Genomic DNA, 26,470 nt, shown 5'->3' on the forward strand with positions numbered 1-26,470 from the left:
TGAGGCGCCTGCCGCAACGGAACTGTCCGGGGGGACACATGCACGAGTTGACCAAGGGAGCCAACGTCGGCCTCGCCGAACTGAGCGAGGACGCGGGCTCGGTGGTCGTCGGTCTGAGCTGGAGCAGCGCCTCGGGAGCCGGAGACGCCGACGTGTCCGTCCTGCTCCTGGACGGCGACGGCAAGGTGCGCAGCGACTCCGACTTCTACTTCTACAACCACCCGGCCGCCGAGGACGGCAGCGTGCAGCTGCTCGGCAAGGCGCCCACCGGGAACGGCAGCGAGGACCGCATCGGTCTCGACCTCACGGCCGTCCCCGAGGAGGTACGGACCGTCGTCATCGCCGCGAGCCAGTACGGTGGCGCGCGCTTCGGCGACCTGGACGACCTGCGGATGACCGTCTCCGACCGCTCGGGCGAGGTGCTGCTCGGATTCTCGATCGGTGACGCCACGGTCGAGACGGCGTTCATCTTCGGCGAGCTGTACCGGCGCAACGAGGAGTGGAAGTTCCGTGCGGTCGGCCAGGGTTACGAGACGGGCCTCGCGGGCCTCGCCACCGACTTCGGCATCGACATCGACGAGGACGAGAGCGAAGGGGAAAGCGGAAGCGAGGGCGAAGGGGAGAGCGGAAGCGAGCACGACGGCAACGGCGGAAGCGGCGGAAGCGGCGGCGCCGGCAGCCACGAACGGGGTACGGAACAGGACGAGGCCCTGACCGAGGCCGCCGCCCCGACGCCGGTGACCTCGGCATCGGCTTCGGCATCGACCTCGGCCTCGGCCTCGACCGCGGCTTCGGCATCGGCCTCACCAGCTGCTTCGCCCTCCGCCACCGCCTCCGCCGCCTCCCTCCCGGACACGTCCGGGCCTCCGACCGCGCCCGCCGCGGTCGGACCCGCCGTCGTCACGGCCGCCATTCCGGCCCAGGCCACCACGGACACCGCTCCGGCCCCCGCCGCGCGTCGGCGCCCCCGTACCGCGAAGAAGAAGGTCACGCTCCCCACCACACCCAGGAAGTCCCTCGCGGAGAACGACACGTGGAAGCCCGCCCGGCTCTTCCCCGCCCCCTCGTACAAGAGTGACCGGGAGCGCGAGGTGCGGGCGACGTCCGTGCTGCTGTCGGTGATGGCGGAGGTACCGGAGTTCGGGCGGCGGCTCACCGCCGCGTTCGGGGCACCGGCGGGGCGGATGCAGACGTTCACGGAGGTCTCGCTCCCGCACGGGGACACCCCGAGGCGCCCGGACGGGGTGATCCGGGTGGAGCGGGCGGGCAAGCTGTGGACGGCGCTCGTCGAGACGAAGACGAACGGCAATCCGCTCAAGGCCGAGCAGGTCCAGGCCTACATGGACATCGCGGCCCGGCGCGGCTACGAGGCCGTGATCACGCTCTCCAACGACGTGGCCCTGGAGGGCACCCCGCTCGTCGACGTCAAGATCGACGGCAGGCGGAAGCACAAGGTGGCGCTCCGGCACCTGTCGTGGGCCGAGGTCGCCCACCAGGCGCAGATGCTGATCCGGCACGAGGGCGTCGGCAACGCGGCTCACGCCTGGCTGCTGCAGGAACTGCTCCACTACCTCCAGCACGAGAACTCCGGCTGCCACGGCTTCCAGAACATGGGCCCCTCCTGGGTCCCCGTGCGCAACGGCATCGACGCCGAAACGCTCTGCCAGGGCGATCCGCGGGCCGTGGAGGTGGTGGAGAGCTGGGAGCGGCTGGTGCGCCAGGTGTGTCTGCGGCTGGGCGGCGAGCTCGGCCAGAAGGTGCTGCCCGTCCAGCGGGCCCGGCGCGGCACCGACCCGCAGTCGCGGCGCGTCGAGCTGGCGGACCGGCTGTGCGAGGACGGCCGGCTGACGGCGGAGGTGCGCATGGACGGCACGCAGAACATCCTCACCGTCACCGCGGACCTGCGCACGGGCAAGATCCGCACGTCCGTGGAGGTCGCGGCGCCGGACGGCGCCTACCCGCTCTCCGTCGCCAGGCGACTCGTCCGGATCCTGGCCGAGGCTCCGGCGGATCTGCACGTGGAAACCCTGGTGGAGGGGCGCAACGGGCCGCGCGGCACCCTGGAGCGGCTGCGGCCGGAGCCTGGTGACCTGCTCCCGAAGGACGGGGCCGCGATCAGCGGGTTCCGGCTGTCCCTGTTCAAGGGCATGGGCGTGAGCCGGGGCAGCACGGAGTCCGGGTTCATCCGGAGCGTGGACGACGCCGTGGACCGCTTCCACGGCTCGGTGGTCGCCCACCTCGGCCCGTTCGAGCGCCGGGCCGCACCGGCCCACGTCTGACCCGCGTCTGACCCGCGTCTGACCCGAGTCTGCCCCGCGTCTGACCCGCGGGCGGGCGGGCAGGGCCTGGATGGCGGCGTCGCGGGAGGCGGAGGTGGGCCGGGCGGTGTCATCCTGGGGCCGGGGCTTCGACGGGACCCCCATGTCGGGGAGCGACGACCCCCCGGGGTCGCTGTGAGGAGTGGTAGTGGAACTGGATCTCGCGGGCGCCGAGCTGAAGGCCGTGCTGAACCGGCTGCGCCGGGCGCAGGGGCAGATCGCCGGTGTCATCCGGATGATCGAGGAGGGCCGCGACTGCGAGGAGGTCGTGACCCAGCTCGCCGCCGCTTCCCGGGCCCTCGACCGGGCCGGGTTCGCGATCATCGCGACCGGTCTCCAGCAGTGCCTCACGGACGCCGAGAACGGCCGCGAGGGCGGCGAGGACTCCGAGCAGATGCGGGCCCGACTGGAGAAGCTCTTCCTGTCGCTGGCCTGATCCGCGAGACCGCGGGGCCCGGCACCCGCGCGACCACACCGGCCCCCGGCACGGCACCCGTGCGACCACGCCGGCCCCCGGCACACGCGCGACCACGCCGGCCGGCCCTGACGCCCGCGGGACCCGGCGCCTGCGGGGCCCGGCACACGCGCGATACGGGTACCCCTCGGGAGGACACGCCTCCCGAGGGGTACCCGTGTCTCCGGGACATGTCAGTCGACCGCGAGGCCCTTCAGGCGCTTGGCGATCTTCGTCAGGCGCTCGCCCTGGTAGCGGGCGGCGGCGAGGACCTTCTCGTCCGGCTCGCCGTTGGCGCCCGGGTGGGCGGTGCCGTACGGGTTGCCGCCGGCCGCGTAGACGGACTGGTCGGTGAAGCCGGGCGAGACGATGACCGAGCCCCAGTGGTGGAAGGTGTTGTAGAGCGCGAGCAGGGTGGACTCGTTGCCGCCGTGGGTGTTGTACGCGCTGGTGAACGCGGTGGCGGGCTTGTCCGCCATGACGCCCTGGTTCCACAGGCCGCCGGAGGTGTCGATGAACTGCTTGAGCTGGGCGGCGACGTTGCCGAAGCGGGTCGGCGAGCCGAGCGCGTAGGCGTCCGCCCACTCCAGGTCGTCCAGGGTCGCGACCTCGACGCTGTCGGCGGTGGCGTCGACGTGGGCGCGCCAGGCCGGGTTGGAGTCGATGGCGGCGTCGGGCGCGAGCTCGGGCACCCGGCGGAGCCGCACCTCCGCGCCGGCCTTCTCGGCGCCCTCGGCGACGGCCTGGGCGAGCTGGTGGACGTTCCCCGTGGCCGAGTAGTAGATGACGGCGACCTTGACGGACATGGCGGGCCCTCCTGAAGGCGTACCGGAAACCGGATTACTTTCCGTTTCAACGTCGGCAAGGTTAATCGGATTCCTATCCGCTTCGCAAGAGGGGCAGGTATGCTCAGGTCAAGGGGACCGACCCGAGGGGGACGCGCGAGCAGGAAGGCAGGGAGCGACCCATGAGCGCGACGAAACCGCAGGCCGGAAGCGGCGGGGCGAAGGCGGCGGCACCCACGCCGCTGCTCAACCTCCTGCCGACCGTCGGCGGCCCCGCTCCCGAGCGCGCCGACGCCGCCCGGAACCGGCGCAAGATCCTCGACGCCGCCGCCCGGATCGTCGCCGAGCAGGGCCCCGAGGCCGTCACCATGAACCAGGTCGCGCACGCCAGCGGCATCGGCGTCGGCACGGTCTACCGGCGCTTCGGCGACGTCTCGCAGCTGCTGTGGGCGCTGCTCGACGACCGGGAGCGGCAGTTCCAGGAGGCCTACCTGGGCGGCCCCCCGCCCCTCGGCCCCGGCGCACCCGCCGCGCAGCGGCTCGACGCCTTCCTGGACGCGCTCGTCGACCGCGTGGTCGAGCAGCGCGAGATCCTCCTCGCCGCACAGACCGCGGCGCCCAGCGCGCGCTACACCAGCGGCGCGTACCTCGCCATGCACACCCACCTCGCCCTCCTGGTCTCCCAGGCCCACCCCACCGCGAACGCCCCTCTCCTCGCCCATCTCCTCCTCGCCCCGTTCTCCCCGAGCCTGATGCACCACCTGTCCCGGGAACAGCACCTCTCGGCCGACGAACTGAAGGCCGGCATACGGCAGTTGCTGAGCCTGGACAGTCCCGCGACGAGCACCTGACGGAGCACTCGCCACGCCGGAGCGACGAGGCTGCGGGGCGACGGGGCTGGGGGGCGACGAGGCTGCGGGGTGACGCGGCTGAGGGGCGACGCGGCTGCGGGGTGACGCGGCTGAGGGGCGACGCGGCTGCGGGGCGACGCGGCTGCGGGCCCCGCCGCGCATCGGTCCCGTCCGCCCCTCGAAACCCCTCTGGACCCGGCCCGCCCTCCGGCCCCACGATCAGTGCCATGACCACCTACCTGATCCTCCACGGCTTCCAGAACCACCGGCCGCCCGGCCACTGGCAGTACTGGCTCGCCGAGCAGCTGCGGGAACGGGGGCACGAGGTGCGGTATCCGCAGCTGCCCTCGGCGGACGCACCCGTTCTGGCCGACTGGCTCGACGCGCTGGAGGGGCACGGACAGCGGCCCCAGGACGGCGACGGGGAGTTCGTCGTGATCGCGCACAGCCTCTCCGTGCTGCTGTGGCTGCGGGCCGTCGCCGCCGGACGGGCGCCCGACGCCGACCGGGTGCTGCTCGTCGCGCCGCCTTCGCCGCAGATCACCGCCTCGATCCCGGAGATCGCCGAGTTCGCCGAGCTGGGCGAGTTCGCCGAGCTGGGCGCGTTGGGCGAGTTGGGCGAACCCGGCGGCAGGGTGGCCGAGTTCGGCGAGTTCGGCGACGGGCCCGGCCGGGGCCCCGGTCCTGACGCCTCGCGCGGCGGCCGGGTGCGGCTCGTGTACGGGGACGGGGATCCGTACTGTCCCGAGGGCGCGGACGTGCACTACGGGCTGCCGCTCGGGCTCGACCTCGACCACGTGCCCGGCGGCCGGCACCTCAACCCCGAGCTCGGCGGCTACGGGCCCTGGCCCTCCGTCCTGGAGTGGTGCGAGAACCCGGCGGAACGGGTGACCGGCAACCGGTAGCGTCGGGGGGATGCGCCTGGAGAGATTCCCCGAGATCGCACCGTACGACGAAGGAACGCTCGACGTCGGCGACGGGCACCGCATCCACTGGTCCGTCGCCGGAAACCCCCGTGGCAAGCCCGCGCTCGTGGTCCACGGCGGGCCGGGCGCCGGCTCCTCGCCGGGGTCCCGCCGGCTCTTCGACCCGGAGCTCTACCGGATCGTCCAGTTCGACCAGCGCGGCTGCGGACGCTCCACCCCGCACGCGAGCGACCCGGCCACCGACATGGCCCTCAACACCACCGCCCATCTCGTCGCCGACATGGAGCGGCTCCGCGTGAGCCTCGGGATCGACCGCTGGCTGCTGTACGGGGGCTCCTGGGGCTCCACCCTGATCCTGGCCTACGCGGAGGCGCATCCCGAGCGCGTCACCGAGATCGTCGTCCAGGCCGTGACGACCACCCGCCGCTCCGAAATAGCCTGGCTCTACGAGGGCGTCGGCCGGTTCTTCCCCGAGGCCCACGAGCGCTTCCGGGAGGGCGCGTGCGGAACTCCGGGCCTCCCCCGGACCCCTGACGCCCCGGACGGCCGAGCCTCGGGCCCCGGCACCCCCGGGGCCGCCGGCCTCCGCGCCCCGGCCCTCCACGTCCCCGACCTCCTCCGCGCCTACGCCGCCCTGATGGAGCACCCCGACCCCGGGGTACGGGAGAAGGCCGCCGCCGACTGGAGCGCCTGGGAGGACGCCGTCCTCTCCGGGGAAGGCCAGGGCACCCCGTACTCCGACCGGGTCGACCGCGCCCAGCTCGCCTTCGTGCGGATCTGCTCGCACTACTTCTCCCAGGGCGCCTTCCTGGAAGAGGGCGCCCTGATCAGGGACGCGGGCCGGCTCGCCGGCACTCCGGGCTTCCTCGTGCACGGCCGGGCCGACATGGGCGGGCCGCTTGTCACCGCCTGGGAACTGGCCAGGGCCTGGCCGGACGCCGAGCTCCACGTCGTGGAGGGCGCCGGCCACCTGGGCGGCGACGAGACCCGTCGTCTCGTCATGGCTGCCCTCGCCCGCTTCGCGAAGGCCTGAGCCCCACGCCCTCGGCCCCCGCCGTCACCCGACGGACCCCGCCGACGGGTGCGTCACCGGGCACGCGCCCCGCCCCGGCGGGATGATCGGAACATGGCCGATCGGAACCAGAGCCCCGTGATCCACCTCGCCCAGCAGCCGGAAGCCGACGCGCTCCTCGCCCGCTCCCCGCTCGCCGCACTGGTCGGCATGCTGCTCGACCAGCAGGTGCCGATGGAGTGGGCCTTCTCCGGCCCGTACACCATCGCCACCCGCATGGGCCACGACGACCTCGACGCCCACGAGATCGCCGCCCGGGACCCGGAGGCCTTCGCCGCGCTGCTCTCCGAGAAGCCGGCGGTGCACCGCTACCCGGGCTCCATGGCCCAGCGGATCCAGCAGCTGTGCCGCTTCCTGGTCGACGAGTACGGCGGCGACGCGGAGGCGCTCTGGCGCGACGCGGCGAGCGGCAGGGAGCTGCTCGCCCGTCTGGAGGCGCTGCCCGGCTTCGGCAGGCAGAAGGCGCAGATCTTCCTCGCGCTGCTCGGCAAGCAGTACGGCGCCGGCCCCGAGGGCTGGCGGGAGGCGGCCGGCGCGTACGGCGAGAAGGACTGCTACCGCTCCGCCGCCGACATCACCGGGCCCGAGTCGCTCGCGAAGGTCCGCGCCCACAAGCAGGAGATGAAGGCCGCGGCCAAGGCGGCCAAGGCGGCGACCGCGGGCAAGGAGACGACCGCGGGGAAGACCGGGAAGTCCGGGAAGTCGGGGAACACGGGGCCGTCGGGGAGAACTGGGACGTCGGGGAAGACGGGGGCGTCGGGGAAGACAGGGCAAACAGGGACCTCGGGGAAGACGGGGACGTCGGCCAAGGCGGGCACGGGCGCCACGCCTGCGTCCCGTCGCGCCGCGGGCCGCACGGCCGGGCCCGCCAAACGTGCCGAAAGTACCGGGAATCGATGATTCCCGATGTCAATCCTGTTCCTCTCGACAGGAATTGTGTGAGATGTGTTCACAGCATCCCCCGGGCATCGCTAACTTCCCCCCTACCTCGTACGTACCGGGAAGGACTTCTGTGAACGCAACCCAGCGCAGAGCAGCCGCCGTTCTGGCCGTCGCCGCGCTCGCGACCCCGCTGATGCTCGCCGCGCCCGCCACCGCCAAGCCCGCGCCCGGCGCCGCCGAAGCACGCGACGCCGCCAGGCTGGCGAAGAAGCTCGTCCGCGAGACGACCGCGAAGGACGCCTTCAAGCACCTGCAGAAGTTCCAGGCGATAGCGGACTCCGCCGGCGGCAACCGCGCCGCCGGCACGCTCGGCCACGACGCCTCCGCCGCCTACGTGTACGCCCAGCTCAAGAAGGCCGGCTACCACGTCACGTACCAGAAGTTCGACTTCTGGTACACGAAGACGCTCGCCGAGAAGACCGCCGTCCTCACCCCCGCCCCGCGCGACCTGCCGATCCGGGCGATGACCTACACGAAGTCCACCCCGGCCGGCGGCATCAAGGCCGAGCTCGCGGCCGTCCCCGTCGACGCCGACGGCACCACCGGCTGCGAGCCCGGCGACTACGCCTCCGGCGCCTTCACCGGCAAGGTGGCGCTTATCCAGCGCGGCGGCTGCGCCTTCGCCGTCAAGCAGCAGGTGGCGGCCGACGCCGGCGCGGTCGGCGCCATCGTCTACAACAACGTCGAGGGCATCCTCTCCGGCACCCTCAGCGACCCGGCCAACGGCCGGATCCCGACCGGCGGCATCACCAAGGACGAGGGCGAGAAGCTCGTCGCCGACCTCGCCAAGGGCCCGGTGAACCTCGACTTCGAGATCCGCCAGCTCATCGAGCGGCGCACCACCAACAACGTCATCGCGGAGACCAAGGGCGGCAACGCCGCCAACACCGTGATGCTCGGCTCCCACCTCGACTCCGTCACCGACGGCCCCGGCATCAACGACAACGGCTCCGGTTCCGCCGGTCTCCTGCAGGCCGCCCTGGAGCTCGCCAAGACCCAGGACAAGGTCCGCAACAAGGTCCGCTTCGCCTGGTGGTCCGCCGAGGAGAACGGCCTCGTCGGCTCCGACCACTACGTGGCCACCATGAGCTCCCTCGACCGGAAGGAGATCAAGCTCTACCTCAACTTCGACATGATCGCCTCGCCGAACTACGGACTCTTCGTCTACGACGGCGACAACTCCGACGGCGTCGGCGCCGAGGCGGGCCCCGCCGGCTCCGCCCAGCTGGAGCGCGACATCAACGACTTCCTCGACGGCCGCGGCATCCCGCACGAGGGCACCGACTTCACCGGCCGCTCGGACTACGGGCCGTTCATCGAGGTCGGCATCCCGTCCGGCGGCACCTTCACCGGCGCCGAGGGCATCAAGACCGCGGCCCAGGCCGAGAAGTTCGGCGGCGAGGCGGGCGTCGCGTACGACGTGAACTACCACGCCGCCGGCGACGACATCACCAACGTCGACATGACGGCCTTCGACGTCAACATCGACGTCATCGCCAACGCCGTCGGCACCTACGCCCACGACATCAGCTCCCTGAAGAAGCCGGTGCCGTTCGTCCCGACCACGGGCGACGCGGGCAGCGGCGGCGGTCTGCACGACGACCACCACCGGGTCACGGAGTAGAGCGCGTAGGGGGTCACACCGAGAGCGGCGCTATCTGCGCCGCCTGCGCGCGGTCCCGAAGACCGACCGGCTGATCTCCCGGCCCAGCTGGGTGCCGATCGACCGCGCGAGCGACGAGAACAGGCCGCTTCCCACGACCTGTTCGGCAAGCGAGGGCTCCTCCTTCTCCCGGCCCCGCCGGGACCGCTCCCGAGGAGCCCTCGCCTCCTCGGCGGCCTCCTTCCTGGCGGCCTCCGCTGCGGCGGCCTCGGCGGCGGCCCGCTCCGCCGCCTCCTCCGCCGCCCGCTGCTCGGCGGTCAGCTTCTCGTACGCCGACTCGCGGTCCACCGCCCGCGCGTACCGCCCGTACAGCGGCGAGGACCGCACCGCCGCCGCCAGGTCCGCCGCCGGGACCGGGCCCATCAGCGACTGCGGCGCCCGCAGCCGGGTCGCCGCCACCGGGGTCGGCGCGCCCTTCTCGCTGAGGACGGTGATCACCGCCTCGCCCGTGCCGAGCCCGGTCAGCACCTCCTCCAGGTCGTACGCCGAGTTCGGGAAGGTCCGTACGGTCGCCTTCAGCGCCTTCGCGTCGTCCGGCGTGAACGCCCGCAGCGCGTGCTGGACCCGGTTGCCGAGCTGGGCGAGCACGTCCGAGGGCACGTCCTTCGGGGTCTGCGTCACGAAGAACACGCCGACGCCCTTCGAGCGGATCAGCCGCACCGTCTGCGTGACCGACTCCAGGAACGCCTTGGAGGCCCCGTTGAAGAGCAGATGCGCCTCGTCGAAGAAGAACACCAGCTTCGGCTTGTCGAGGTCGCCGACCTCCGGCAGGTCGCCGTACAGGTCGGCGAGCAGCCACATCAGGAACGTCGAGAACAGCTGCGGCTTGTCCTGGACGGCGGGCAGCTCCAGTACGGAGACCACGCCCCGGCCGTCGGCGGCGGTGCGCAGGAACTCGCTCGTGTCGAACTCGGGCTCCCCGAAGAAGCCGCCGGCGCCCTGCTGCTCGAAGGCCGTGATCGCCCGCAGGATCACCCCGGCCGTCACCGTCGACAGACCGCCGATGCCCTTCAGCTCGGCCTTGCCGACGTCGGAGACGAGGAAGGCGACGACCGCCCGCAGGTCCTTCAGGTCGACGAGCTCGAGGCCCTTGCTGTCGGCGTAGTGGAAGATCAGGCCGAGCGACTGCTCCTGGGTCCGGTTGAGCTGGAGCACCTTCGACAGGAGCAGCGGACCGAAGCTGGTGACGGTGGCCCGAATGGGGATGCCGGAGCCGACGCCGGAGCCTGGGCCGGAGCCGGAGCTGCCGCTCTGGCCCGAGCCCGTACCGCTGCCCGTACCGCCGGGACCGTCGCCCGTGCCGCCGCCGGTACCGCCGCCGGTACCGCCGCCGGGGGCCTCGCCGCCCCCGAGTCCGTAGAACTCGCACGGGAAGCCCGTCGCCGACCACTCCTGGCCGACCTGCGCGGCCCGCTCCCGTACCTTCTCGCCGTCCTGGCCCGGCGCCGAGATGCCGGAGACGTCGCCCTTGACGTCCGCGAGGAAGACCGGCACGCCCTGGGCGGACAGCTGCTCGGCGATCAGCTGGAGCGTCTTGGTCTTGCCGGTGCCGGTCGCGCCCGCGACCAGACCGTGCCGGTTGAGCATCGGCAGGGGGATGCGGATCCGCGCGTCCGGGTGACACGTGCCGTCCCAGAGCAGAGCCCCCAGATCGAGTGCGGCTCCGTCGAAGGCGTATCCGGCGGCGATCGCCGCCCACGGCTGCTCAGCGGCACTCATCGCACACCCCTGTCACGTTTTCATCCGTTTTGCCCCAGCATCGCACCGGCCCGGCGTGGCTGCGCCGGGAGCCGCTTGCCCGGTAGGCTTTCCGTGTGATCTTCAAGCGCATCGGAAACGGCCGGCCGTATCCCGACCACGGCCGGGAAAGCACCCGGCAGTGGGCGGACGTGGCACCGCGCCCGGTCCGCCTCGATCAGCTGGTGACCACCAAGGGCCAGCTGGACCTGGAGACCCTGCTCGCGGAGGACTCCACCTTCTACGGCGACCTCTTCGCGCACGTCGTGAAGTGGCAGGGCGACCTCTACCTGGAGGACGGACTGCACCGCGCGGTACGGGCGGCGCTCCAGCAGCGCCAGGTGCTGCACGCACGCGTGCTGGAACTGGACTGACGGACCGCGGGCCCGGCTGAGCCTTTCGGGCCCTCTTCGCGCCCATCCGGACGCGATCACATGATCATCCAGTAGGCATCCTCCACGGGCGGCATTACGCTGCGTCCATGAGCATGCTCACCCCCCCCGGAATGGGTGGAAAGTACCGCATCACGGGGGACGTCTACCCGCGCATGCGCCGCCCCCGTCGTCGGCGCAGGATCGTCCTCGGGGCCGCGGCCGCCGTGCTCGTACTCGGAGCGGCCGGCTGGGGAACGGCGCAGCTGATCGACGTCTTCTCCGGCGGCGAGGAGAAGACCACCACGGCCGCGGGCAGACCCGACTGCAAACCCGCGCCCAAGGCGACCGCGGAACCCGCCGCGGCCACGCTCCCCAAGCCCGCCCAGATCACCGTCAACGTCTACAACGCGACCCCGCGCAGCGGACTCGCCAAGGCGACCGCCGACGAGCTGAAGAAGCGCGGCTTCGTCATCGGCAAGGTGGGCAACGCACCCGCCGCCTACGACAAGAAGATCCCCGGCACCGGACTGCTGCTCGGCTCCCCCGGCGCCACCAAGGGCACCTTCTCCGTCGTCGGCACCCAGCTGAAGGGCGCCACGACGAAGGTCGACGCCCGCACCACGGCGGACGTCGACCTGATCATCGGTACGGCCTTCAAGACGCTCGACCCGAAGGCGGCGGCGGACGCGGCGCTCGTGGCGCTCACCAAGCCGAAGCCCCCGGTACCGGGCCGCTGCTGAGCCGGCAGGGCAGGCGGCCGGGCCGCCGGGACGGACGGCCGGGCCGGCGCGGCACGCGCGGAGGACTACTCCGCCGCGCCGTACATGCGGTCACCCGCGTCGCCGAGGCCCGGCACGATGTAGCCGTGCTCGTTGAGCCGCTCGTCGACCGAGGCCGTCACGACCGTCACCGGCGTGCCCGCCAGCTCGCGCTCCATGACCTCGACGCCCTCCGGGGCGGCGAGCAGCACGACGGCCGTCACGTCGTCCGCACCGCGCTTGATCAGCTCCTGGATCGCCGCCACCAGCGTGCCGCCGGTGGCGAGCATCGGGTCCAGGACGTACACCTGGCGGCCGGACAGGTCCTCCGGCATCCGCGTCGCGTACGTCGACGCCTCCAGCGTCTCCTCGTTGCGGATCATGCCCAGGAAGCCGACCTCGGCGGTGGGCAGCAGCCGCACCATGCCGTCGAGCATGCCCAGGCCGGCCCGCAGGATCGGGACCACCAGCGGCCGCGGGTACGACAGCTTCACGCCGGTCGTCGGGGTGACGGGGGTCTCGATGTCGACCCGCTCGGTGCGCACGTCCCTGGTCGCCTCGTAGGCGAGCAGGGTGACCAGCTCGTCGGCCAGTCGGCGGAAGGTCGGGGAGTCCGTGCGCTTGTCGCGCAGGGTGGTGAGCTTGTGGGCGACCAGCGGGTGATCGACGACGTGGAGACGCATGCCCCAACAGTAGCCGGGACTGGCGTCAACCCACGCCAGCGAGGGAAGGTGGGGACACACGGACCCAGTCACGGGGTGGTGTGGCCAATGCCCGACCTGGACGGCAAGCCCGGCGCGGACGCTCCCGGGGAGCAGCCCCGCCAGGAGACCGACGCGGAGCGCCGCAGGCGCCGCGCGCAGTTCCTGCGCGAGCTGAACGAGGCCAAGGCGCTGCGCGACCGCGTGCAGCCGCGGCGCGCCCGCGCGGCCCGGATGCGCCAGGCGATGCGCATGCGCACCTTCCGCTGGTGAGCGGAGGGCCCCGCCGGTGCGCCCCCTCTGTGCGCCGGGGTCGCGCGCCCGCCCGATCCGGGCGTCGTTCAGACTGATGCACGACGCAAGAGCCGAAGACCTCTCCTGAAGCCGAGGTTTCTGTCACGATGCCGATTGGGCGGGGCATCAGGAGCGTCGCCGCCGGATCATCACACCTCTGATCAGTGGGAGAGTCAGGTGTACTTCGCCGCACTGCTCGCGCGCACCGAAGACGGGTGGGAAGCGAGCGATACAGAGCTCGACAACGTGGAGACGCTGGCGGACCTGGCCGATCTGGCCCGCGAGTCCGCCAGTGACGACGGGGAAACGGTGATCGTCTTCATCGAGCAGGAGGACACGTGGTTCGGCATCGTCCGCGTCGACGGCGAGGACGACCCGCGGGTCTTCGTCTCGAACGCGGCCGCCGCCGCCCGCTCCTCGTACGGGGAGATCCTCACCTCGGAACTCCTCGGCGACGACGAACGGGACGACCAGCTCGACGAACTGACCGACCTGGACGGCACCGAGGACGGTGAGCCGGAGCACGACGAGGACGAGGACCCGGCGGCCGGCGCCGGCGCCGCACCGGCCGGCCCGCTCGGCGAGACCCGGATCCTGGCCGACCTCGGCCTGCCCGAGCGGCAGCTCCTCGCCATCACCGAGGACGCCCTCGGCGAGGTCGCGGAGGCGATCGGCGCCTCGGACATCCTGGAGACCGTGCGCTAGTGCCACCCCTCGCCACACCCGGCCCGGCCGCGGGCGCCGATCCCGTACGGGACCCCTGGCGGGACCCGATGCGGCTCGCCCTCGCCGAGGCCGACCTGGCCGCGTCGGCCGGTGACGTACCGGTCGGCGCGGTCGTCCTCTCCCCGGACGGCACGGTCCTCGCCTCCGGCCACAACGAACGGGAGGCCGCCGGCGACCCGACCGCCCACGCCGAGGTCCTCGCCCTGCGCCGGGCCGCGGCGGCGACCGGCGAGTGGCGGCTGACCGGCTGCACCCTCGTCGTGACCCTGGAGCCGTGCGTGATGTGCGCGGGCGCGCTCGTCCAGGCGCGGGTCGAACGGGTGGTGTTCGGCGCCTGGGACGAGAAGGCGGGCGCCACCGGCTCGCTCTGGGACCTGGTCCGCGACCGCAGGCTCAACCACCGGCCGGAGGTCGTGCAGGGCGTCCTGGAGGCGGACTGCTCGGCCCAGCTGACCCGCTTCTTCCGCGACCGCTGACCACACCGCGGGCGACCCTCCGAGCAGCCCGCCGGAGGCCCTTCCGACCTGCGACGGGACACGGATTTCAGTCCACGGCGCCTTTGGGCTAAGCTCTCTCTCGGTAGCGTGTCCGAGCGGCCGAAGGAGCTCGCCTCGAAAGCGAGTGTGGCGCAAGTCACCGAGGGTTCAAATCCCTCCGCTACCGCCGGTCGAACACCCCCCGGCCCGTAGAGATACGGGCCGGGGGGTGTTCGCTTTTCCCGCTCGTCCGGGCTTCTACGCCTCCGCCGGCTCCTCCAGGGCCATGAGGTCCTCGATGGTCTGCCGTCGGCGGATCAGGCGGGGGCCCTCCGCCGACAGGAGGACCTCGGCGGCCAGCGGGCGGGAGTTGTAGGTCGAGGACATGCTCGCTCCGTACGCGCCCGTGTCGTGGAACACGACCAGGTCGCCGACCTCCACGGCAGGCAGCGGCACGAAGTCCACCGCGCCGTCGGCCTGCTGGGTGAAGATGTCGCCCGACTCGCACAGCGGACCGGCGAGCACGGTGTCCGTGCCCTCCCCCGGTCGCGGCGTGCCGTCCGGTGCGAGCGCCGTGACGCGGTGCCGGCTGCCGTAGAGCGCCGGGCGCATCAGGTCGTTGAAGCCGGCGTCGACGAGGACGAAACGGTTCGGCCCCATCCGCTTCTCCGCCCGCACCTCGCTCACCAGCGTCCCCGAGCCCGCCACCAGGTAGCGGCCCGGCTCGATCTCCAGCTGGACGGCGTGGCCGAACTCGGACTCCAGCTCCCTGCGGACGGAGTCCCAGCTGTCGAAGTAGCGGTCGACGTCGACCTCCGGGGCACCCGGCTCGTACGGGACGCTCAGCCCGCCGCCCGCCGAGACGGCCCGGATGTCGCGGCCCAGCATCCTCGCCTGCTTCAGCATGGCCTCGCACACGCTCTCCAGGTGGGCGTAGTCCACGCCGGAGCCGATGTGCATGTGCAGGCCGACCAGGTCGAGGCCGTACCTGTCCAGGTGCCGCAGGCTCTCGTGCAGGTCCTCGTGCCAGATGCCGTGCTTGCTGTGGGGGCCGCCGGTGTTCGTCTTGTTGCTGTGGCCGTGCCCGAAGCCGGGGTTGATCCGCAGCCACACCGGATGTCCGGGCGACACCCGGCCGAGCTGCTCCAGCATGTCGGGCGAGCCCGCGTTGACGGGGACCTTCAGCTCGGCGACGCGCCGCAGCGTCGGCCGGTCGAGCAGGTCGGCGGTGAACACCACCGGGGACGGGTCACCGCCCGGCCGGTAGCCGGCGGCCAGGGCCCGCTCCAGCTCGCCCAGCGAGACCGCGTCCACGCAGACGCCGGCCTCGCGCATGAGCCGCAGCAGATGCGTGTTGGAGTTGGCCTTCTGCGCGTACCGGACCACGTCGAACCGGGACAGCCGCGCGATCCTCTCCCGTACGACGTCGGGGTCGTACGCCCAGAGCGGCGTGCCGAACTCGGCCGCGGCGCGCGCCAGAAGCTCAGACACGACCGGCCTCCTCACCGCTCCGCGCGTCGAACACGCAGCCCGCGTACGCCTTGTTGTCGTACGAGATCACGTCGGCGCGGTCCGTCGGGAGGCCGCGCAGGAACGCGCCCGCGTAGCGGCGGCCGAAGAGGAAGGCACCCCAGTTGAGGGTCCACGGCTCCGGCCCGCCACCCTCCTGTCCGGGGAAGAACTCCGGTCCCGGACGGACCAGTTCCTGGACGACGTACCGCCCGCCCACCGCCTGGGCGAGGGCGGCGGCCCACGCCTCGTCCGACACGCTCCGGCCCACGACCGTGCCGACGCCGCCGAGGCCGTGCGAGGGCTTGAGGACCAGCTCGGCGCGGTGGCGCAGGCAGTGGTCGAGCAGGTCGTGGCGCTCGCCCCGGATCACGGCAGGGCCGGGCCGCAGCTCGCGCGTCCACGGCAGGAACCGCCGCACCAGCTCCCGTTCGGCGGTGTCGTACGTCTCCACGCAGCGGTCGTCCCACAGCATCGAGAGGGCCCGCTTGTTGCCGTGCATGGAGGTGCGCAGCGGGGACAGCACGGGGACGCCGCAGCGCGCGAAGGTGTCCAGGAGTTCCTCGGCCGTCGCGAGGGCCGAGGCGTCCGCGGTCAGCTCGCCGAGCGTGAAGTAGCGGTAGACGACGTCGACCGGACGCCCGTCCACGGTGACGCGGCCGCCCTGTTCCCGGACCTGGCCCGTGTGGCAGGGGATCGCCTCGATGCCGTGCGGCTCCAGGAGTCGGGCGGTGGCCCTGATCTCCGGGCCGGTCTTGGCGTAGCCGGCGTGCCAGTCCATGAGCGCGACCCGGGGCGCGTGCTCCGGGCGGCCCGTCTCGGCCAGGGCCTCCTCGGCGGCCTCGCGGATGACCGCGGCGAGTTCGCCGACGGTGTCGGGGAACGCGAGGCCCTCGGAGGCGGCGAAGGCCGCCAGGCCCTCGTCCTCCAGGAGCAGCCGGTTGAGCTCGGGCGTCTGCAGGCCGCCGAGGGCGCTGCTGAGGTTGAACTCCAGGAGCCGGAAGCCGGTGCCGTCGTGGTACAGGTCCGCCCGCCCGATCCGGGCCGGCCGCTGCCCCGGCGCGCGCAGCGCGAGCCGGGCCTGTTCCGGGCGCAGCCCGACCGCCGCCGCGAACGCGTGGGCGTCGCCGTCGAAGAGCCGCTCGGGCAGCGAGAACAGCAGGTCGACCGTGCCGTTCAGGTCCGCTTCGAGTGCCGTGACCTCGGCGGTGTCGAGGAACACCGGCCGGGTCAGATAGCGGTCCTCCAACGCCTCGGCCACCGTCGCCCACCGCTCGGGATCGGGCCGCTCGGGCCACACGGGCGCCGCTCCGGCGTCCGAACGGAACCAGCGCTCGGTCAGGGCGTTGCGGGCGGCGGGGAGCGAGGCGGTGAGGGTCGGCCCGGTCGTGGGGCCGGTCGCGGACCCGGTCGTGGGGCCGGTCGTGGGGCCGGTTATGGGGCCGGTCGTGGGGCCGCTGGACGTGGTGAGGGGGGCGGGGATGGCGCTGGGGATGGTGTCGGTGTCGTTCATCGGGTCTCTCCCTGGCTGGCGGACGGCGCCTGCGCGGCTTCCGCGCCGCTGCCCGACGGCGCCTGCGCGGCTTCCGCGCCGGCGGTCTCCGTCCGCACCGTCACCAGGCCGACGGCCTCCCGGGCCCGTGCCAGCGCCTCGTCCCCGGTCGCGCCCACCGCCGTCACCGAGCCGCACCGGTCGTCGCTGCCGCCCAGCGGGCCGACCGCGTCCCCGGGCTCCACGTCGGGCGACACGCCGACGATCCCCGGCTGCCCGGCCGCGGCCTCCCAGCCGGACACCTCGCGGACGACCCCGGGTTCGGCGGTCAGGAACCAGGTCGCCGCCGCTCCGGCCACGTCCTCGCGCGGTGCGGGCAGCGGCGCGCCCGCGGTCTGGGCGGCGAGCAGGTCGCGGACGTCGAGGCCCGTCACGTGGCGGACGAGGTCGACGATGCCGTCGCCGCCCGGGCGGTTGTGGGACTCGACGACCCGCGGTCCGCCCGCGGTGAGGATGAGCTCCGTGTGCCCCGGGCCCTCGCGCAGGCCGACGGCGTCGAGGAAGACACGGGTCGCCTCCTCCAGCGCGGCCCGCTCCTCGGCCCCGATCCGGGCGGGCACGACGTGCCCGATCTCGACGGATCCCTCGCCGGTGAACTTCTCGGTGACGGCGAGCACCTGGTGGCGCCCCTGTCCGCTGAAGGTCTCGACGCTGAACTCCGGCCCCTCCAGGAACTGTTCGGCCAGCAGCGCCCCGGGCCGGCCGTCGACCAGCCGACGGGCCTCCGCCAGGCCCGCCTCGTCCCGGACGATCGTGATGCCCTCGCTGCCCGAGCCGTCGCGCGGCTTGAGGACGAACGGCAGGCCGACCCGCGCCACGAAGGCGTCGACCTCACCGGGCGTGCCCATCACCCGGGCCGGCACGGCGCTGTCCGGGGCGCGCTCGGCGAGGAGCCGGCGCATCAGCGACTTGTCCTTCAGGACCAGCACCGTCTCCAGCGGGTTGCCGCCGAGACCGAGCGCGTCGCCGATCCGGGCGGCGGCGGTCAGGAAGCGCTCGCGCACCGTGACCACGCGGACGAACGGCACCTCGCGGTGCAGCGCCATGGCCCGGGACAGCCAGGCGTCCTCGGAGCCGTCGGCGAGCAGCCACGCCTCGTGGCACAGCGCGCCGTGCGCGGCGGTGAACTCGCCCGTGGAGCCCGCGTAGACGACGTACATGCCGTGGTCCCGGAGCATCTGCGGCAGTCGGGTGCCGCCGCCCAGGACCAGGACCGCGCCGCCCTTCGGGGCGGTGGGGACGGGCTGGTGGTCCGGCGCCGGCGTGGCGGCGGATTCGATGACAGTCATGCCGATTCCTGTACGGGGAGTCGAAGGGTGGAGGTGGCGGCGGAGGCGGCGCCGTCCGGCGCGGTCGCGGGCACGGTCTCCGCGGCGGTCGCGGTCGCCGTCGCGGGCACGATCTCCGCGGCGGTCGCGGTCGCGGTCGCGGGCACGGTCTCCGCGGCGGTCGCGGGCACGGTCTCCGCGGCGGTCGCCGGCGCGGTCGCGGGCACGGTCTCCGCGGCGGTCGCCGGCGCGGTCGCCGTCGCGGTCGTGGTCTCTGCCGCGGTCGTGCTCGTCGTCCCGTTGGCGCGCAGGGCCCGGCGGGTCGCCGCCGGGACGGCGGACGCCACGGCGGCGACGACCAGTCCGAGGAGCAGCCAGCCGCTGACGGGACGCCAGTCGGGGCCCTCCGCGAGGCAGACGGTGGTGACGACGATCGGCGCCAGCGCCGCGGTCAGTCCGCGGCCGAGCGAGAAGAACCCCTGGTACTCGCCGTGCGATCCGGCGGGCGCCAGCTCGTAGCTGAGGCCGTAGCTGCCGGCGGAGTGCCACAGTTCGCCCGCCGTGTGCAGCACCATGCCGAGCACGAGCAGCCCGATCGCCAGGACGGGCGAGGCGACGAAGACGACGGCCGCGATCGCGGCCCAGCCCGCCCACAGCACCCAGCCCGACCGGCGGACGACCGCCGCGGCGGTCGCCGCGTCGCCCGTGCCCCGGGAGAACGGCACCTGGAGCAGGACCACCAGGACGGTGTTGGCCAGGATGACGGCGGAGATGCTCCACTCCGGGGCGCTGCTGTGCCCGGCGATCCACAGCGGCAGCGCCAGCGACAGCACGTCGTAGTGGATGCTGGTGATGCCGCAGAGCACGGTCACCACCGTGTACGGGCGGTTGCGCAGCACCGCGCGACGCGGCGGCCCGTCGGTGCGTGCCCTGCCCCCGACGGCGGCGGCCGCGACGGCCGGGACGCGCACCAGCGGCAGGGCCGCGAGGACGTAGGCGGCGGCGTTGGCGAACACCACCGCCAGGTACGCGGCGCGGCTGTCGGCCGTCAGGGCCAGCGCGGCCAGCGCCGTCCCGAGGCTGAGGCCGATGTTCGTCACCGACTTGAGCATGGCCCGCAGCCGGACCCGGGCCTCGCCGGTGCCGACGCCTCCGATGAGGGCGCCGCGGGCGGCACCGCCGCCGCGTTCGGCGAGCGCGGCGACCGTGCTGACCACGACGAACGCCCAGAGCGAGTGCACCAGGGCGAAGGAGGCCGTGGCCACCGCCTGGCCGAGCAGGGCGACCGCGTAGGTGCCGCGGGCGCCGAACCGGTCCGCGATCCGGCCGATGGGGACGGCCGCCGCGAGCCCGATCAGGCCGGAGGCCGCGAGGCCCCAGCCGACCTGCGCCGGGGCGAGGCCCACGGACCGGGTGAAGAACAGCGCGCTGACGGGCAGGAAGAGACCGCTGCCGGTCTGGCCGACCAGGGTGGACAGGGCCAGCGCGCGGGGTGCGCCCGGCGCGGGGACCAGGGCGCGGATCCGGCCGCCGAGCGTGCGGCCGGCCGTGCCGGCGGACTGGCTCACGGTCGTTCCCCGTCCGGTTCCGCACCCCGGTCGCCGGCCTGCTCACCGGCGTGCTCGCGAACCTGCTCACCGGCCTGCTCACCGACCCGCTCGCCGGTGTGCCCGGCACCGCCACCCGCCGCGGCCTCGGCACCGGCGGCCGGCTCGGTCCCCGGCGCCGGCTCGGTCCCCGGGGCCGCCTCCAGCTCCGCGACCGCCTCCAGGACGATTTCCGCGTGCCGCTCCGGGTCGGGGATCGGGTGGATCAGGGCCCGTACGGCGCCCGCCCGGTCGAGGACCACGGCGGCCCGGGCGAACAGGGTGCGGTCGCCGGCCTTCACCTCGGGCACGCCGAGGGCGCGGCCGAGCGCCAGGTCTCCGTCGCCGAGCAGCGGGTAGCCCAGGTCGCGGGACGCGGCGAAGTCGGCCAGGTGGCCGGGGGCGTGGGCGCTGACGCCGAGCGCCCGTACGCCGGCGCGGGCGAACCGGGCGGCGTCGTCCCGTACCGTGCACAGGCCCGTCGTGCAGCCGGCCAGTTCGGGCAGGATCTCGCCGATGCCCGGCTCGGTGATGAAGAACAGGGCGGTCCACCGGTGGTCGGGGGACGGGACGGCGATCGGGCCTTCAGTGCTGTCGACGGTGACGCGCATGGGGGCGGTTCCTCCGGTGGGGCGGGGGTGGTTCGAGGCGGCGGTCGGCACGGTCACCCGTTCTCCCCGTACCGCTGGATCTCCCAGGGGGTGATGACGCGGTGCCAGGCCGCCCAGTCTGCCCGCGCGTTGTGGTCGACGGCGTGCGCGGCCAGCGGGCCGAGCGCCGCGGTGACCGTGGTGTCGTCGGACAGGGCGCGCAGGGCGGACGGCAGGTCGGTGGGCAGCTCGGCGATCCCGCGGACGGCGAGCTCGTCGCCGGTCAGTTCGTCGGCGGGCACCTCGCACGCCTCGGGGAGCTTGAGGTCCCGGTCCTGGCCGTCGGCGAACGCCGCGAGCACACCGGCGAACAGCAGGTACGGGTTGGCCGACGGGTCGGGGCTGCGCATCTCCAGGCGCATCGAGCGCGGCGCCGCCGGGTCGCCGACGACCTTGAACGCGGTCGACCGGTTGTGCCGGGCCCAGCTGCGGTGCACGGGAGTGCCGGAGGCGGGCACGAGCCGCTTGTAGGAGTTGACGGTCGGGTTGCCGAGGGCCGTCAGCGCGGGCGCGTGGTCGAGCACGCCGGCGAGGGAGCCGCGGAACAGCGCGGACATGCCCATCGGGTCGTCGCCGTCGTGGAACAGCGGCCGGGCGTCCGCACCGGGGCCCGTGCCCTCCAGGGACACGTGGACGTGGAGCGCGTTGCCGTAGAGGTGGGCCAGCGGCTTGGGCATGAACACCGCCGTCAGGCCGCGGCGGCGGGCCATGACCCGGGCCGTGTGCTTGAGCAGCAGCAGCCGGTCCGCGGTCGCCAGGGCGTCGCCGTGGCGGAAGACGATCTCGCGCTGCCCGTGGCACACCTCGTGGTGGTGGCCGTCCACGGTCAGCCCCATCAGCTCCAGGGCCTCGCCGATGTCCCGGCAGACCTCGTCGGCCTGCTCGTCGACGCTCAGGTCCCAGTAGCCGGAGGAGTCGGCCGGTACGCCGGCGCTGCCGGAGTCCGTGCCGCGCAGCAGGTAGAACTCGGCCTCCACGCCGAAGACCGGACGCTGCCCGCGCGCCTCCGAGGCCGCGACGGCCCTGCGCAGGACGGCCCGCGGGTCGGCGGCGAACGGCCGGCCGGCGGCGTCCAGGACCTCGCAGAAGACCATGCCGACGGAGCGGCCGGACGGCGTGGTCCACGGCCGGTGGACGAACGTGTCCGGATCCGGCTTCAGCCGCAGGTCGCTGTGCTCGGCGTCGCCGTAGCCGAGGAGCACGGACCCGTCGAGGGTCCAGCCCCGGTCCCGCACCTCGGCCCAGCGGGCGGCGGGGACCTCCAGGGTCTTCAGACGCCCCGCGATGTCGGTGAACAGCAGCTGGACGAAGTCGACGTCCTGGTCGATCCGGTCACCGACCTGGTCGGCGTCCTGCTCGGGTTCGTGGGTGGTGGTGTGTCGGATCACGAGTGCGACGCTCCGGGGCGCGAGGAGGGAAGGGAGGAGCGGCCGGCCCGCTCGGGCCGGACGGCGGCGGCGTGCAGCCCGGGCTCGGCCGGTGCGGACGCCGGTCGGGCCGCGGCGTGCTGCGCCGGCTCGTCCGGCGCGGTCGGCACGTACGAGGCGAGGACGCGGTCGGACAGCAGGCCGAGGGAGCTCAGGTTGGGGAACCCGGGGCCCTGGGCCAGCGCCGCCAGGTTCGGCAGGTGCAGCGGCGCGGGCAGCCCGGTCACGGCGAGGGAGGTGCCGATGGCCCGTTCGAGGCGGTCCCGGCTCACGGTGCCGCCGAGCGCGGCGCGCAGCGCCGTCCGGGCGCGCGGGCCGAGGATCTCGCCGAACCACAGCGGGTCACCGCCGGTGGCGTCGACGACGAGGTCGCAGTGCCGGGTCCGCTGCTCCCCCGCGTACAGCAGCTCGACGGCGACCTGCCCGCCGTCCGGGCAGGACGTGCCGACCACGCGGCCGGACTCCCAGGAGACGTTCCCGGCGAGCGTCAGCTCGTGCTGCACCTCCTGCGAGAAGACCGCCCGGTCGGTGCGCCGGATGAACTCCCGGCGGTCGTCCTCGGTGAGGGCGGTCCAGCCGGTCGGGTCGCTGTAGTAGCGGTTCTCGAAGGGGCTCTCGCCGCGGCTGTAGACAGTGGCGCGCGGGGTGACCACGGTGACCTGGCGGCCGAGGCCCAGGGCGAGCTCGCGGACGATGGTGCCCGCGGTCTCGCCGGCTCCGACGACGGTCACGTGACGGACCCGGTCGGGCAGCCCGTCGGCGGCGAGCCGCCAGAAGTCGGCGGTGCTCAGGACCCGGCCGCCGTCGGCGTTCACGACGCCGGTGGCCGGTCCGGGGCCCGAGACGACGAGCCCGCAGCCGTGCACGAGGCTCGTACGCGGCGCCGCGCCCGGGCCGTCCTGCCGGCGCTCGCCCGGCCCGTGCTCGTACGGCCCGTCCGTGGACGACCCGTGCTCGTACGGCCCGTCCGCCTCCGGCCCGCGCCCGTACGGCGCTCCCGCGGCCTGCGCTCCCGCGGCCTGCGCGCCGTCGGCCGGTCCGTGCTCGACGGTCAGCGTCCAGCCGCCGTCGGAGAGTTCCGCGCGGCGCACCTCTCCGGTGACCGTCCGCAGGCCCGCCCGTTCGGCGGCCCACTCCAGGTAGTCGGCCCACTCGCCGTGGGTCGGCTGGGGCCGGCCGCGGTCGATCCAGCGGCCGTACAGGCCACGGTCGAGGAGATGACCTGCCCAGCTGTACGCGGACATCCGCTGCGCCAGCTCGCCGATCACCGGGTCCGAGGGGTCGCCCCAGAGGGAGGAGGCGTACGGGAAGCCCAGGTCCTTCTCCGGGAGGGTGCCGAGCCGCTGCCGTCCGTTGGTCCAGCCGCGTCCGCCGCGCCAGTTGGCGGCGGTGCGGTCGCGCTCGACGGCGACCACCTCGGGCACGTCGAAGCCGACGGCGCGCAGCACACCGGCCTTCACCGCGAGCGCGATCGCCTTGGGGCCCGCGCCGATGACGAGCAGGGGCGCGCCGCCGTGGCCGGCGGTGCGCCAGGACTCGTCCGCCGGCGCCGGCGAAAGTATCGAAAGGTCAGACATGGTGTCTCCGGATCAGAGGAAGCGGGCGGGGTCGAAGGCGGCGGGGATACCCGCTCCCGGCCCTCCGAGGATCCGCTCGGCGAGTTGTTCCGGCATCACCTGCGAGTACGGCATGCCATGACCGTTGAACGCGGCCATCACCCACAGCCCCTCGGCGCCCGGCCAGGCGCCGACGAGCGGGCAGCGGTCCGGGGTGAAGGCCATGACTCCGCTCCACGCCCGGACCACCGGCACCCCGGCGGTCTCCGGCAGCAGCGCGGGCAGGGCCTCGGCCAGCCGGTCGGCCAACTCGGTTGAGAAGGCGGGCGTGTTGGCGTCCCACGGCAGGTCGACGCCCTCGTCGTGACCGGGCACGGTCTTCCGCAGACCGCCGATGAGCAGCGAGCCGTCCGGCGTCTGGCCGCCGTAGACGAGACCGCGGTCGAGTCCCCACTGCGGGATGCGGAAGGACACCGGCGCGGTCTGCACGAGCTGCCCGCGGACGGGGGTGATGACGGACGCGAGCTCCGGCAGCAGCCGGGGCGTCCAGGCGTTGAGGGCGACGACCACCTGGTCGGCCCGCACCGGGCCGCGGTCGGTGGTGACGAGCCAGCCGCCTCCCGGCGCGGGTTCGACGGCGGTCACCGTCACGCCGCACGCCAGCTCGGCCCCGGCCCGTACGGCGGCTCCGGCCATGCCGCGGACGTACGCGACGGAGTGGACGGCGTCCTGGTCGGGCCGGTGGAGACCGCCGAGGACGGTGTCGGGCAGGTCCGTGCCGAAGACCGCGCGGGCGCCGGCCGGGTCGAGCCATTCGGCGGCGACACCGTCCGCGCGCAACGCCTCGGCGGTGCGCTTGAGTTCGAGCGCCTCGTCCTCCTCGACGGCCAGGTCGAGCTTGGCGGTGGAGAAGCGGGTGCCTTCGAGTCCCTCGCGGGCGACGACCTCGCGGACGAGGTCGCGGTTGCGCAGGGTGGCCTGGTAGATGCCGAGGGCCTCGGCGTGGCCGTGGCGGTCGACGGCGACGGCGTGCTGGGCGTGGCCGCCCTGGATCAGCCGGCCGGCGTTGCGGCCGGAAGAGCCCATCGCGGGGCCGGAGTTGCGCTCCAGGACCAGGGGCCGGCGGCCGGCCCGGGCGAGCCAGTAGGCCAGGGTCGTGCCCATGACGCCGGCGCCGAGGACGCACACGTCGGTGTGCGCGGGCAGCGTGGTGGTGTCGGAGGTGGTCGTGTGGGGCCCTGAGGTCCCGTGGGGGTTCCACTCCGGGCCGGTGGCGAGCCAGTAGGAGTCGGGGGATCGCATGGTGGTCCTTGTCGTGGTGTCGCGGCTCGTGGTGTCGCGACTCGGGGTGTCGCGGTTGCCGCGGCTTGGCGTGTCGCAGCTCGTGATGTCGCGGCTCGTCGTGTCGCGGTTCCGGGCGTCGCGGCTCGTCGTGTCGCGGTCGGCCATCAGGTCCAGCACTCCGCGCTCGGCAGCCGGCGGGCGGGCGGCTCGCCCTCGGCCGCGGGGGACGTGTGGACGGTGACCATGGCGGCGATCTCCTCGGCGCGGTCGACGGCCTCGCGGGTGTCCTCGCCGACGGCGATGACGTAGCCGAACCGGTGCAGGTTGCTGGTGACCGCCTCGACGACGTCGCCGGGCCTGGTGAGCAGCACCAGCCGCTCCCGGGCCGGGTCGAGCCGGGCCGCGGCGGCGGCGACGCCCTCGACGCTCCGTACGACGCCGGGCTCGCCGGTCAGGAAACGGATGGCCGCACCGCCGGTGAAGCCGGAGCGGCCGGTCTCGGCGAGGGCGTCGAGGTCGACGGGACGGCCGAGCGCGAGGTCGGCGGCGAGGTCGTACACGTCGACGCCGCTGGTCAGGCGGACGAGATCGAGGATGCAGTCGCCCGCGGGCCGGGGGTTGACCTCGATGATCCGCGGACCGGAGGCGGTGAGGATCATCTCGGTGTGCGCGATGCCGTGGTCGAAGCCGACGGCCTTCAGCGCGGCGGCGGCCACCTCGTGCACCTCGCTCGCGAGGGCGCCGCCGAGGCGGGCGGGCACGGCCTGGCCGAGCTCGACGAAGGACTCGTCGCGGGTGCTGAGCTTCTCGGTGCAGGCCAGGACGGCGGTCCGGCCGCCGACGGTCACCGTCTCGACGCTGATCTCGTCGCCGATCAGCTCCTCCTCGGCGAGCAGGCTGCCGGTCTTGGTGAAGCGGGCGGCCGTCTCCCAGGCCGCGTCGAGCTCGGCGGCGCTCGCGGCCCGTACGACGCCGCGGCCGGCGGACGAGTCGGCCGGCTTGACGATCAGCGGGTAGTCGAGGCCGTCGACGGCGGCGGCGCGGTCGTCGCGCGGGGTCGCCGCGTCGAGCACGCGGAACCGGGGTCCCGGCACGCTGCTCTCGGCGAAACGTTCCCGCGCCCAGGTCTTGTCGGTCAGGGCCTGCAGCGTCTGCGGGGAGCAGCCGGGCAGGTCGAACTCCTCGGCGAGACGCGCCACCAGCGGCAGCGTCGAGTCGAGGAAGCCGATCACGCCCTTGCCGCCGGTGGCGGCGGCGAGGGCCGCGCGGCAGGCCTCGTACGTCTCGTCGGCGGGGCGGTCGGGAGCGAGCGGGATCTGGCGGTCCGCGAGGCGCAGGTAGGCGGCGGTGGCACTCTCGGCGAGCGCCAGTTCGACGTCCTGCCGGGCGGTCCAGGCGGTCAGCGCGCCCTCGCGCAGACAGCCCACCCGGACCAGGAGGAGGAGGTCTTTCGGGTCCATCACGTCAACTTTCGTCAGGGAGGTGAGCATCGGACGGCCCGCGGCCGTCCGAGCAGGCGTCGGCGCCCCGGCGGGCATCAGCCCGGCGGGGGTGGCCGTCC

23 protein-coding genes, 1 tRNA gene and 1 pseudogene are annotated in these 26,470 nt (G+C 74.0%); 13 read left to right on the forward strand and 12 right to left on the reverse strand.

Annotation, left to right across the window (positions count from 1 at the left end; translation table 11 throughout):
* Positions 1-38 precede the first annotated feature (38 nt).
* A complete protein-coding gene (locus tag ESG85_RS33310; RefSeq protein ID WP_128984915.1) occupies positions 39-2,279 on the forward strand; it encodes a TerD family protein in 2,241 nt (746 codons plus the stop codon).
* A gap of 187 nt (positions 2,280-2,466) precedes the next feature.
* On the forward strand, positions 2,467-2,754 hold the full coding sequence (locus ESG85_RS33315) for a metal-sensitive transcriptional regulator (protein ID WP_128984916.1): 288 nt from the start codon (positions 2,467-2,469) through the stop codon (positions 2,752-2,754).
* A gap of 212 nt (positions 2,755-2,966) precedes the next feature.
* Here the strand turns inward: ESG85_RS33315 and wrbA are convergent, their stop codons facing one another.
* The gene (wrbA, locus tag ESG85_RS33320; RefSeq protein WP_128984917.1) at positions 2,967-3,578 is read right to left on the reverse strand and encodes an NAD(P)H:quinone oxidoreductase; all 612 of its coding nucleotides are present in this window, start codon (positions 3,576-3,578) and stop codon (positions 2,967-2,969) included.
* A gap of 161 nt (positions 3,579-3,739) precedes the next feature.
* Between wrbA and ESG85_RS33325 the strand changes: the two genes are divergently transcribed.
* From ESG85_RS33325 to ESG85_RS33345, 5 genes and pseudogenes are all read left to right on the forward strand, one after another.
* A complete protein-coding gene (locus ESG85_RS33325; RefSeq protein ID WP_128984918.1) occupies positions 3,740-4,408 on the forward strand; it encodes a TetR/AcrR family transcriptional regulator in 669 nt (222 codons plus the stop codon).
* 227 nt (positions 4,409-4,635) lie between these two features.
* Positions 4,636-5,313 carry an RBBP9/YdeN family alpha/beta hydrolase gene (locus ESG85_RS33330; RefSeq protein ID WP_128984919.1) on the forward strand — a complete coding sequence of 226 codons (678 nt, stop codon included), beginning with the start codon at positions 4,636-4,638 and terminating at the stop codon, positions 5,311-5,313.
* Positions 5,314-5,323: 10 nt separating this feature from the next.
* A complete protein-coding gene (locus ESG85_RS33335) occupies positions 5,324-6,367 on the forward strand; it encodes an alpha/beta fold hydrolase (RefSeq protein WP_128984920.1) in 1,044 nt (347 codons plus the stop codon).
* A 93-nt stretch (positions 6,368-6,460) separates the two neighbouring features.
* Positions 6,461-7,054 (forward strand): annotated as a pseudogene (locus ESG85_RS33340) (HhH-GPD-type base excision DNA repair protein); the annotation flags it as partial.
* Between the two features lie 364 nt (positions 7,055-7,418).
* Positions 7,419-8,972 carry a M28 family metallopeptidase gene (locus ESG85_RS33345; protein ID WP_246095530.1) on the forward strand — a complete coding sequence of 518 codons (1,554 nt, stop codon included), beginning with the start codon at positions 7,419-7,421 and terminating at the stop codon, positions 8,970-8,972.
* Between the two features lie 30 nt (positions 8,973-9,002).
* Here ESG85_RS33345 and ESG85_RS33350 read toward each other — a convergent pair whose 3' ends face one another.
* Complete coding sequence (locus tag ESG85_RS33350; protein WP_128984922.1) at positions 9,003-10,730, reverse strand: helicase HerA-like domain-containing protein; 1,728 nt, start codon at positions 10,728-10,730, stop codon at positions 9,003-9,005.
* Between the two features lie 95 nt (positions 10,731-10,825).
* On the opposite strand from ESG85_RS33350, the gene ESG85_RS33355 reads away from it, so the two are divergent.
* Together ESG85_RS33355 and ESG85_RS33360 are read left to right on the forward strand one after the other, a co-directional pair.
* Positions 10,826-11,122: a type II toxin-antitoxin system VapB family antitoxin gene (locus ESG85_RS33355; protein ID WP_003999914.1), complete on the forward strand. Its 297-nt coding sequence runs from the start codon at positions 10,826-10,828 to the stop codon at positions 11,120-11,122.
* A gap of 107 nt (positions 11,123-11,229) precedes the next feature.
* Entirely contained in the window at positions 11,230-11,862 is a 633-nt protein-coding gene (locus tag ESG85_RS33360; RefSeq protein WP_128984923.1) for a LytR C-terminal domain-containing protein, read from the forward strand.
* A gap of 65 nt (positions 11,863-11,927) precedes the next feature.
* Here the strand turns inward: ESG85_RS33360 and upp are convergent, their stop codons facing one another.
* A complete protein-coding gene (upp, locus tag ESG85_RS33365; RefSeq protein ID WP_128984924.1) occupies positions 11,928-12,563 on the reverse strand; it encodes a uracil phosphoribosyltransferase in 636 nt (211 codons plus the stop codon).
* An 87-nt stretch (positions 12,564-12,650) separates the two neighbouring features.
* Here upp and ESG85_RS33370 point away from each other — a divergent pair, with 87 nt between their 5' ends.
* The 4 genes from ESG85_RS33370 (at position 12,651) to ESG85_RS33385 (ending at position 14,264) form a co-directional block, all read left to right on the forward strand.
* Positions 12,651-12,854, forward strand: a complete 204-nt coding sequence (locus tag ESG85_RS33370; protein WP_128984925.1) for a hypothetical protein — start codon at positions 12,651-12,653, stop codon at positions 12,852-12,854.
* A gap of 198 nt (positions 12,855-13,052) precedes the next feature.
* Positions 13,053-13,580: a tRNA adenosine deaminase-associated protein gene (locus ESG85_RS33375; protein ID WP_128984926.1), complete on the forward strand. Its 528-nt coding sequence runs from the start codon at positions 13,053-13,055 to the stop codon at positions 13,578-13,580.
* A gap of 68 nt (positions 13,581-13,648) precedes the next feature.
* Positions 13,649-14,077 (forward strand): tRNA adenosine(34) deaminase TadA, encoded by a 429-nt coding sequence (gene tadA, locus ESG85_RS33380; protein ID WP_128984958.1) that lies wholly within the window; start codon positions 13,649-13,651, stop codon positions 14,075-14,077.
* Positions 14,078-14,179: 102 nt separating this feature from the next.
* Positions 14,180-14,264, forward strand: a tRNA-Ser gene (locus ESG85_RS33385).
* A 71-nt stretch (positions 14,265-14,335) separates the two neighbouring features.
* Here ESG85_RS33385 and lysA read toward each other — a convergent pair.
* Genes lysA through ESG85_RS33430 form a run of 9 tightly spaced genes read right to left on the reverse strand, consistent with a single transcriptional unit; the run spans position 14,336 to position 26,369 of the window.
* Positions 14,336-15,568, reverse strand: coding sequence for a diaminopimelate decarboxylase (gene lysA / locus ESG85_RS33390; protein ID WP_246095532.1), 1,233 nt, complete (start codon positions 15,566-15,568; stop codon positions 14,336-14,338).
* Complete coding sequence (locus ESG85_RS35415) at positions 15,561-17,099, reverse strand: hypothetical protein (RefSeq protein ID WP_181019184.1); 1,539 nt, start codon at positions 17,097-17,099, stop codon at positions 15,561-15,563. The genes lysA and ESG85_RS35415 overlap by 8 nt, the downstream gene beginning before the upstream one ends.
* Positions 17,096-18,427: an ATP-grasp domain-containing protein gene (locus ESG85_RS36730; protein WP_128984928.1), complete on the reverse strand. Its 1,332-nt coding sequence runs from the start codon at positions 18,425-18,427 to the stop codon at positions 17,096-17,098. Before ESG85_RS36730 ends, ESG85_RS35415 begins: the two co-directional genes overlap by 4 nt.
* Positions 18,424-19,974: an MFS transporter gene (locus ESG85_RS33405; protein WP_128984929.1), complete on the reverse strand. Its 1,551-nt coding sequence runs from the start codon at positions 19,972-19,974 to the stop codon at positions 18,424-18,426. Before ESG85_RS33405 ends, ESG85_RS36730 begins: the two co-directional genes overlap by 4 nt.
* Positions 19,971-20,660, reverse strand: a complete 690-nt coding sequence (locus ESG85_RS33410; RefSeq protein ID WP_164986379.1) for a redoxin domain-containing protein — start codon at positions 20,658-20,660, stop codon at positions 19,971-19,973. The genes ESG85_RS33405 and ESG85_RS33410 overlap by 4 nt, the downstream gene beginning before the upstream one ends.
* Positions 20,657-22,030: a glutamine synthetase family protein gene (locus tag ESG85_RS33415; RefSeq protein ID WP_164986380.1), complete on the reverse strand. Its 1,374-nt coding sequence runs from the start codon at positions 22,028-22,030 to the stop codon at positions 20,657-20,659. The genes ESG85_RS33410 and ESG85_RS33415 overlap by 4 nt, the downstream gene beginning before the upstream one ends.
* The gene (locus ESG85_RS33420; RefSeq protein WP_128984932.1) at positions 22,027-23,646 is read right to left on the reverse strand and encodes a SidA/IucD/PvdA family monooxygenase; all 1,620 of its coding nucleotides are present in this window, start codon (positions 23,644-23,646) and stop codon (positions 22,027-22,029) included. The genes ESG85_RS33415 and ESG85_RS33420 overlap by 4 nt, the downstream gene beginning before the upstream one ends.
* Positions 23,647-23,658: 12 nt before the next feature.
* Positions 23,659-25,074, reverse strand: a complete 1,416-nt coding sequence (locus ESG85_RS33425) for an NAD(P)/FAD-dependent oxidoreductase (protein ID WP_128984933.1) — start codon at positions 25,072-25,074, stop codon at positions 23,659-23,661.
* On the reverse strand, positions 25,074-26,369 hold the full coding sequence (locus ESG85_RS33430) for an ATP-grasp domain-containing protein (protein ID WP_164986381.1): 1,296 nt from the start codon (positions 26,367-26,369) through the stop codon (positions 25,074-25,076). Before ESG85_RS33430 ends, ESG85_RS33425 begins: the two co-directional genes overlap by 1 nt.
* Positions 26,370-26,470: the final 101 nt, after the last annotated feature.

The sequence above is a fragment of the Streptomyces roseicoloratus genome (genome assembly GCF_004117935.1).
GTDB lineage: Bacteria > Actinomycetota > Actinomycetes > Streptomycetales > Streptomycetaceae > Streptomyces > Streptomyces roseicoloratus.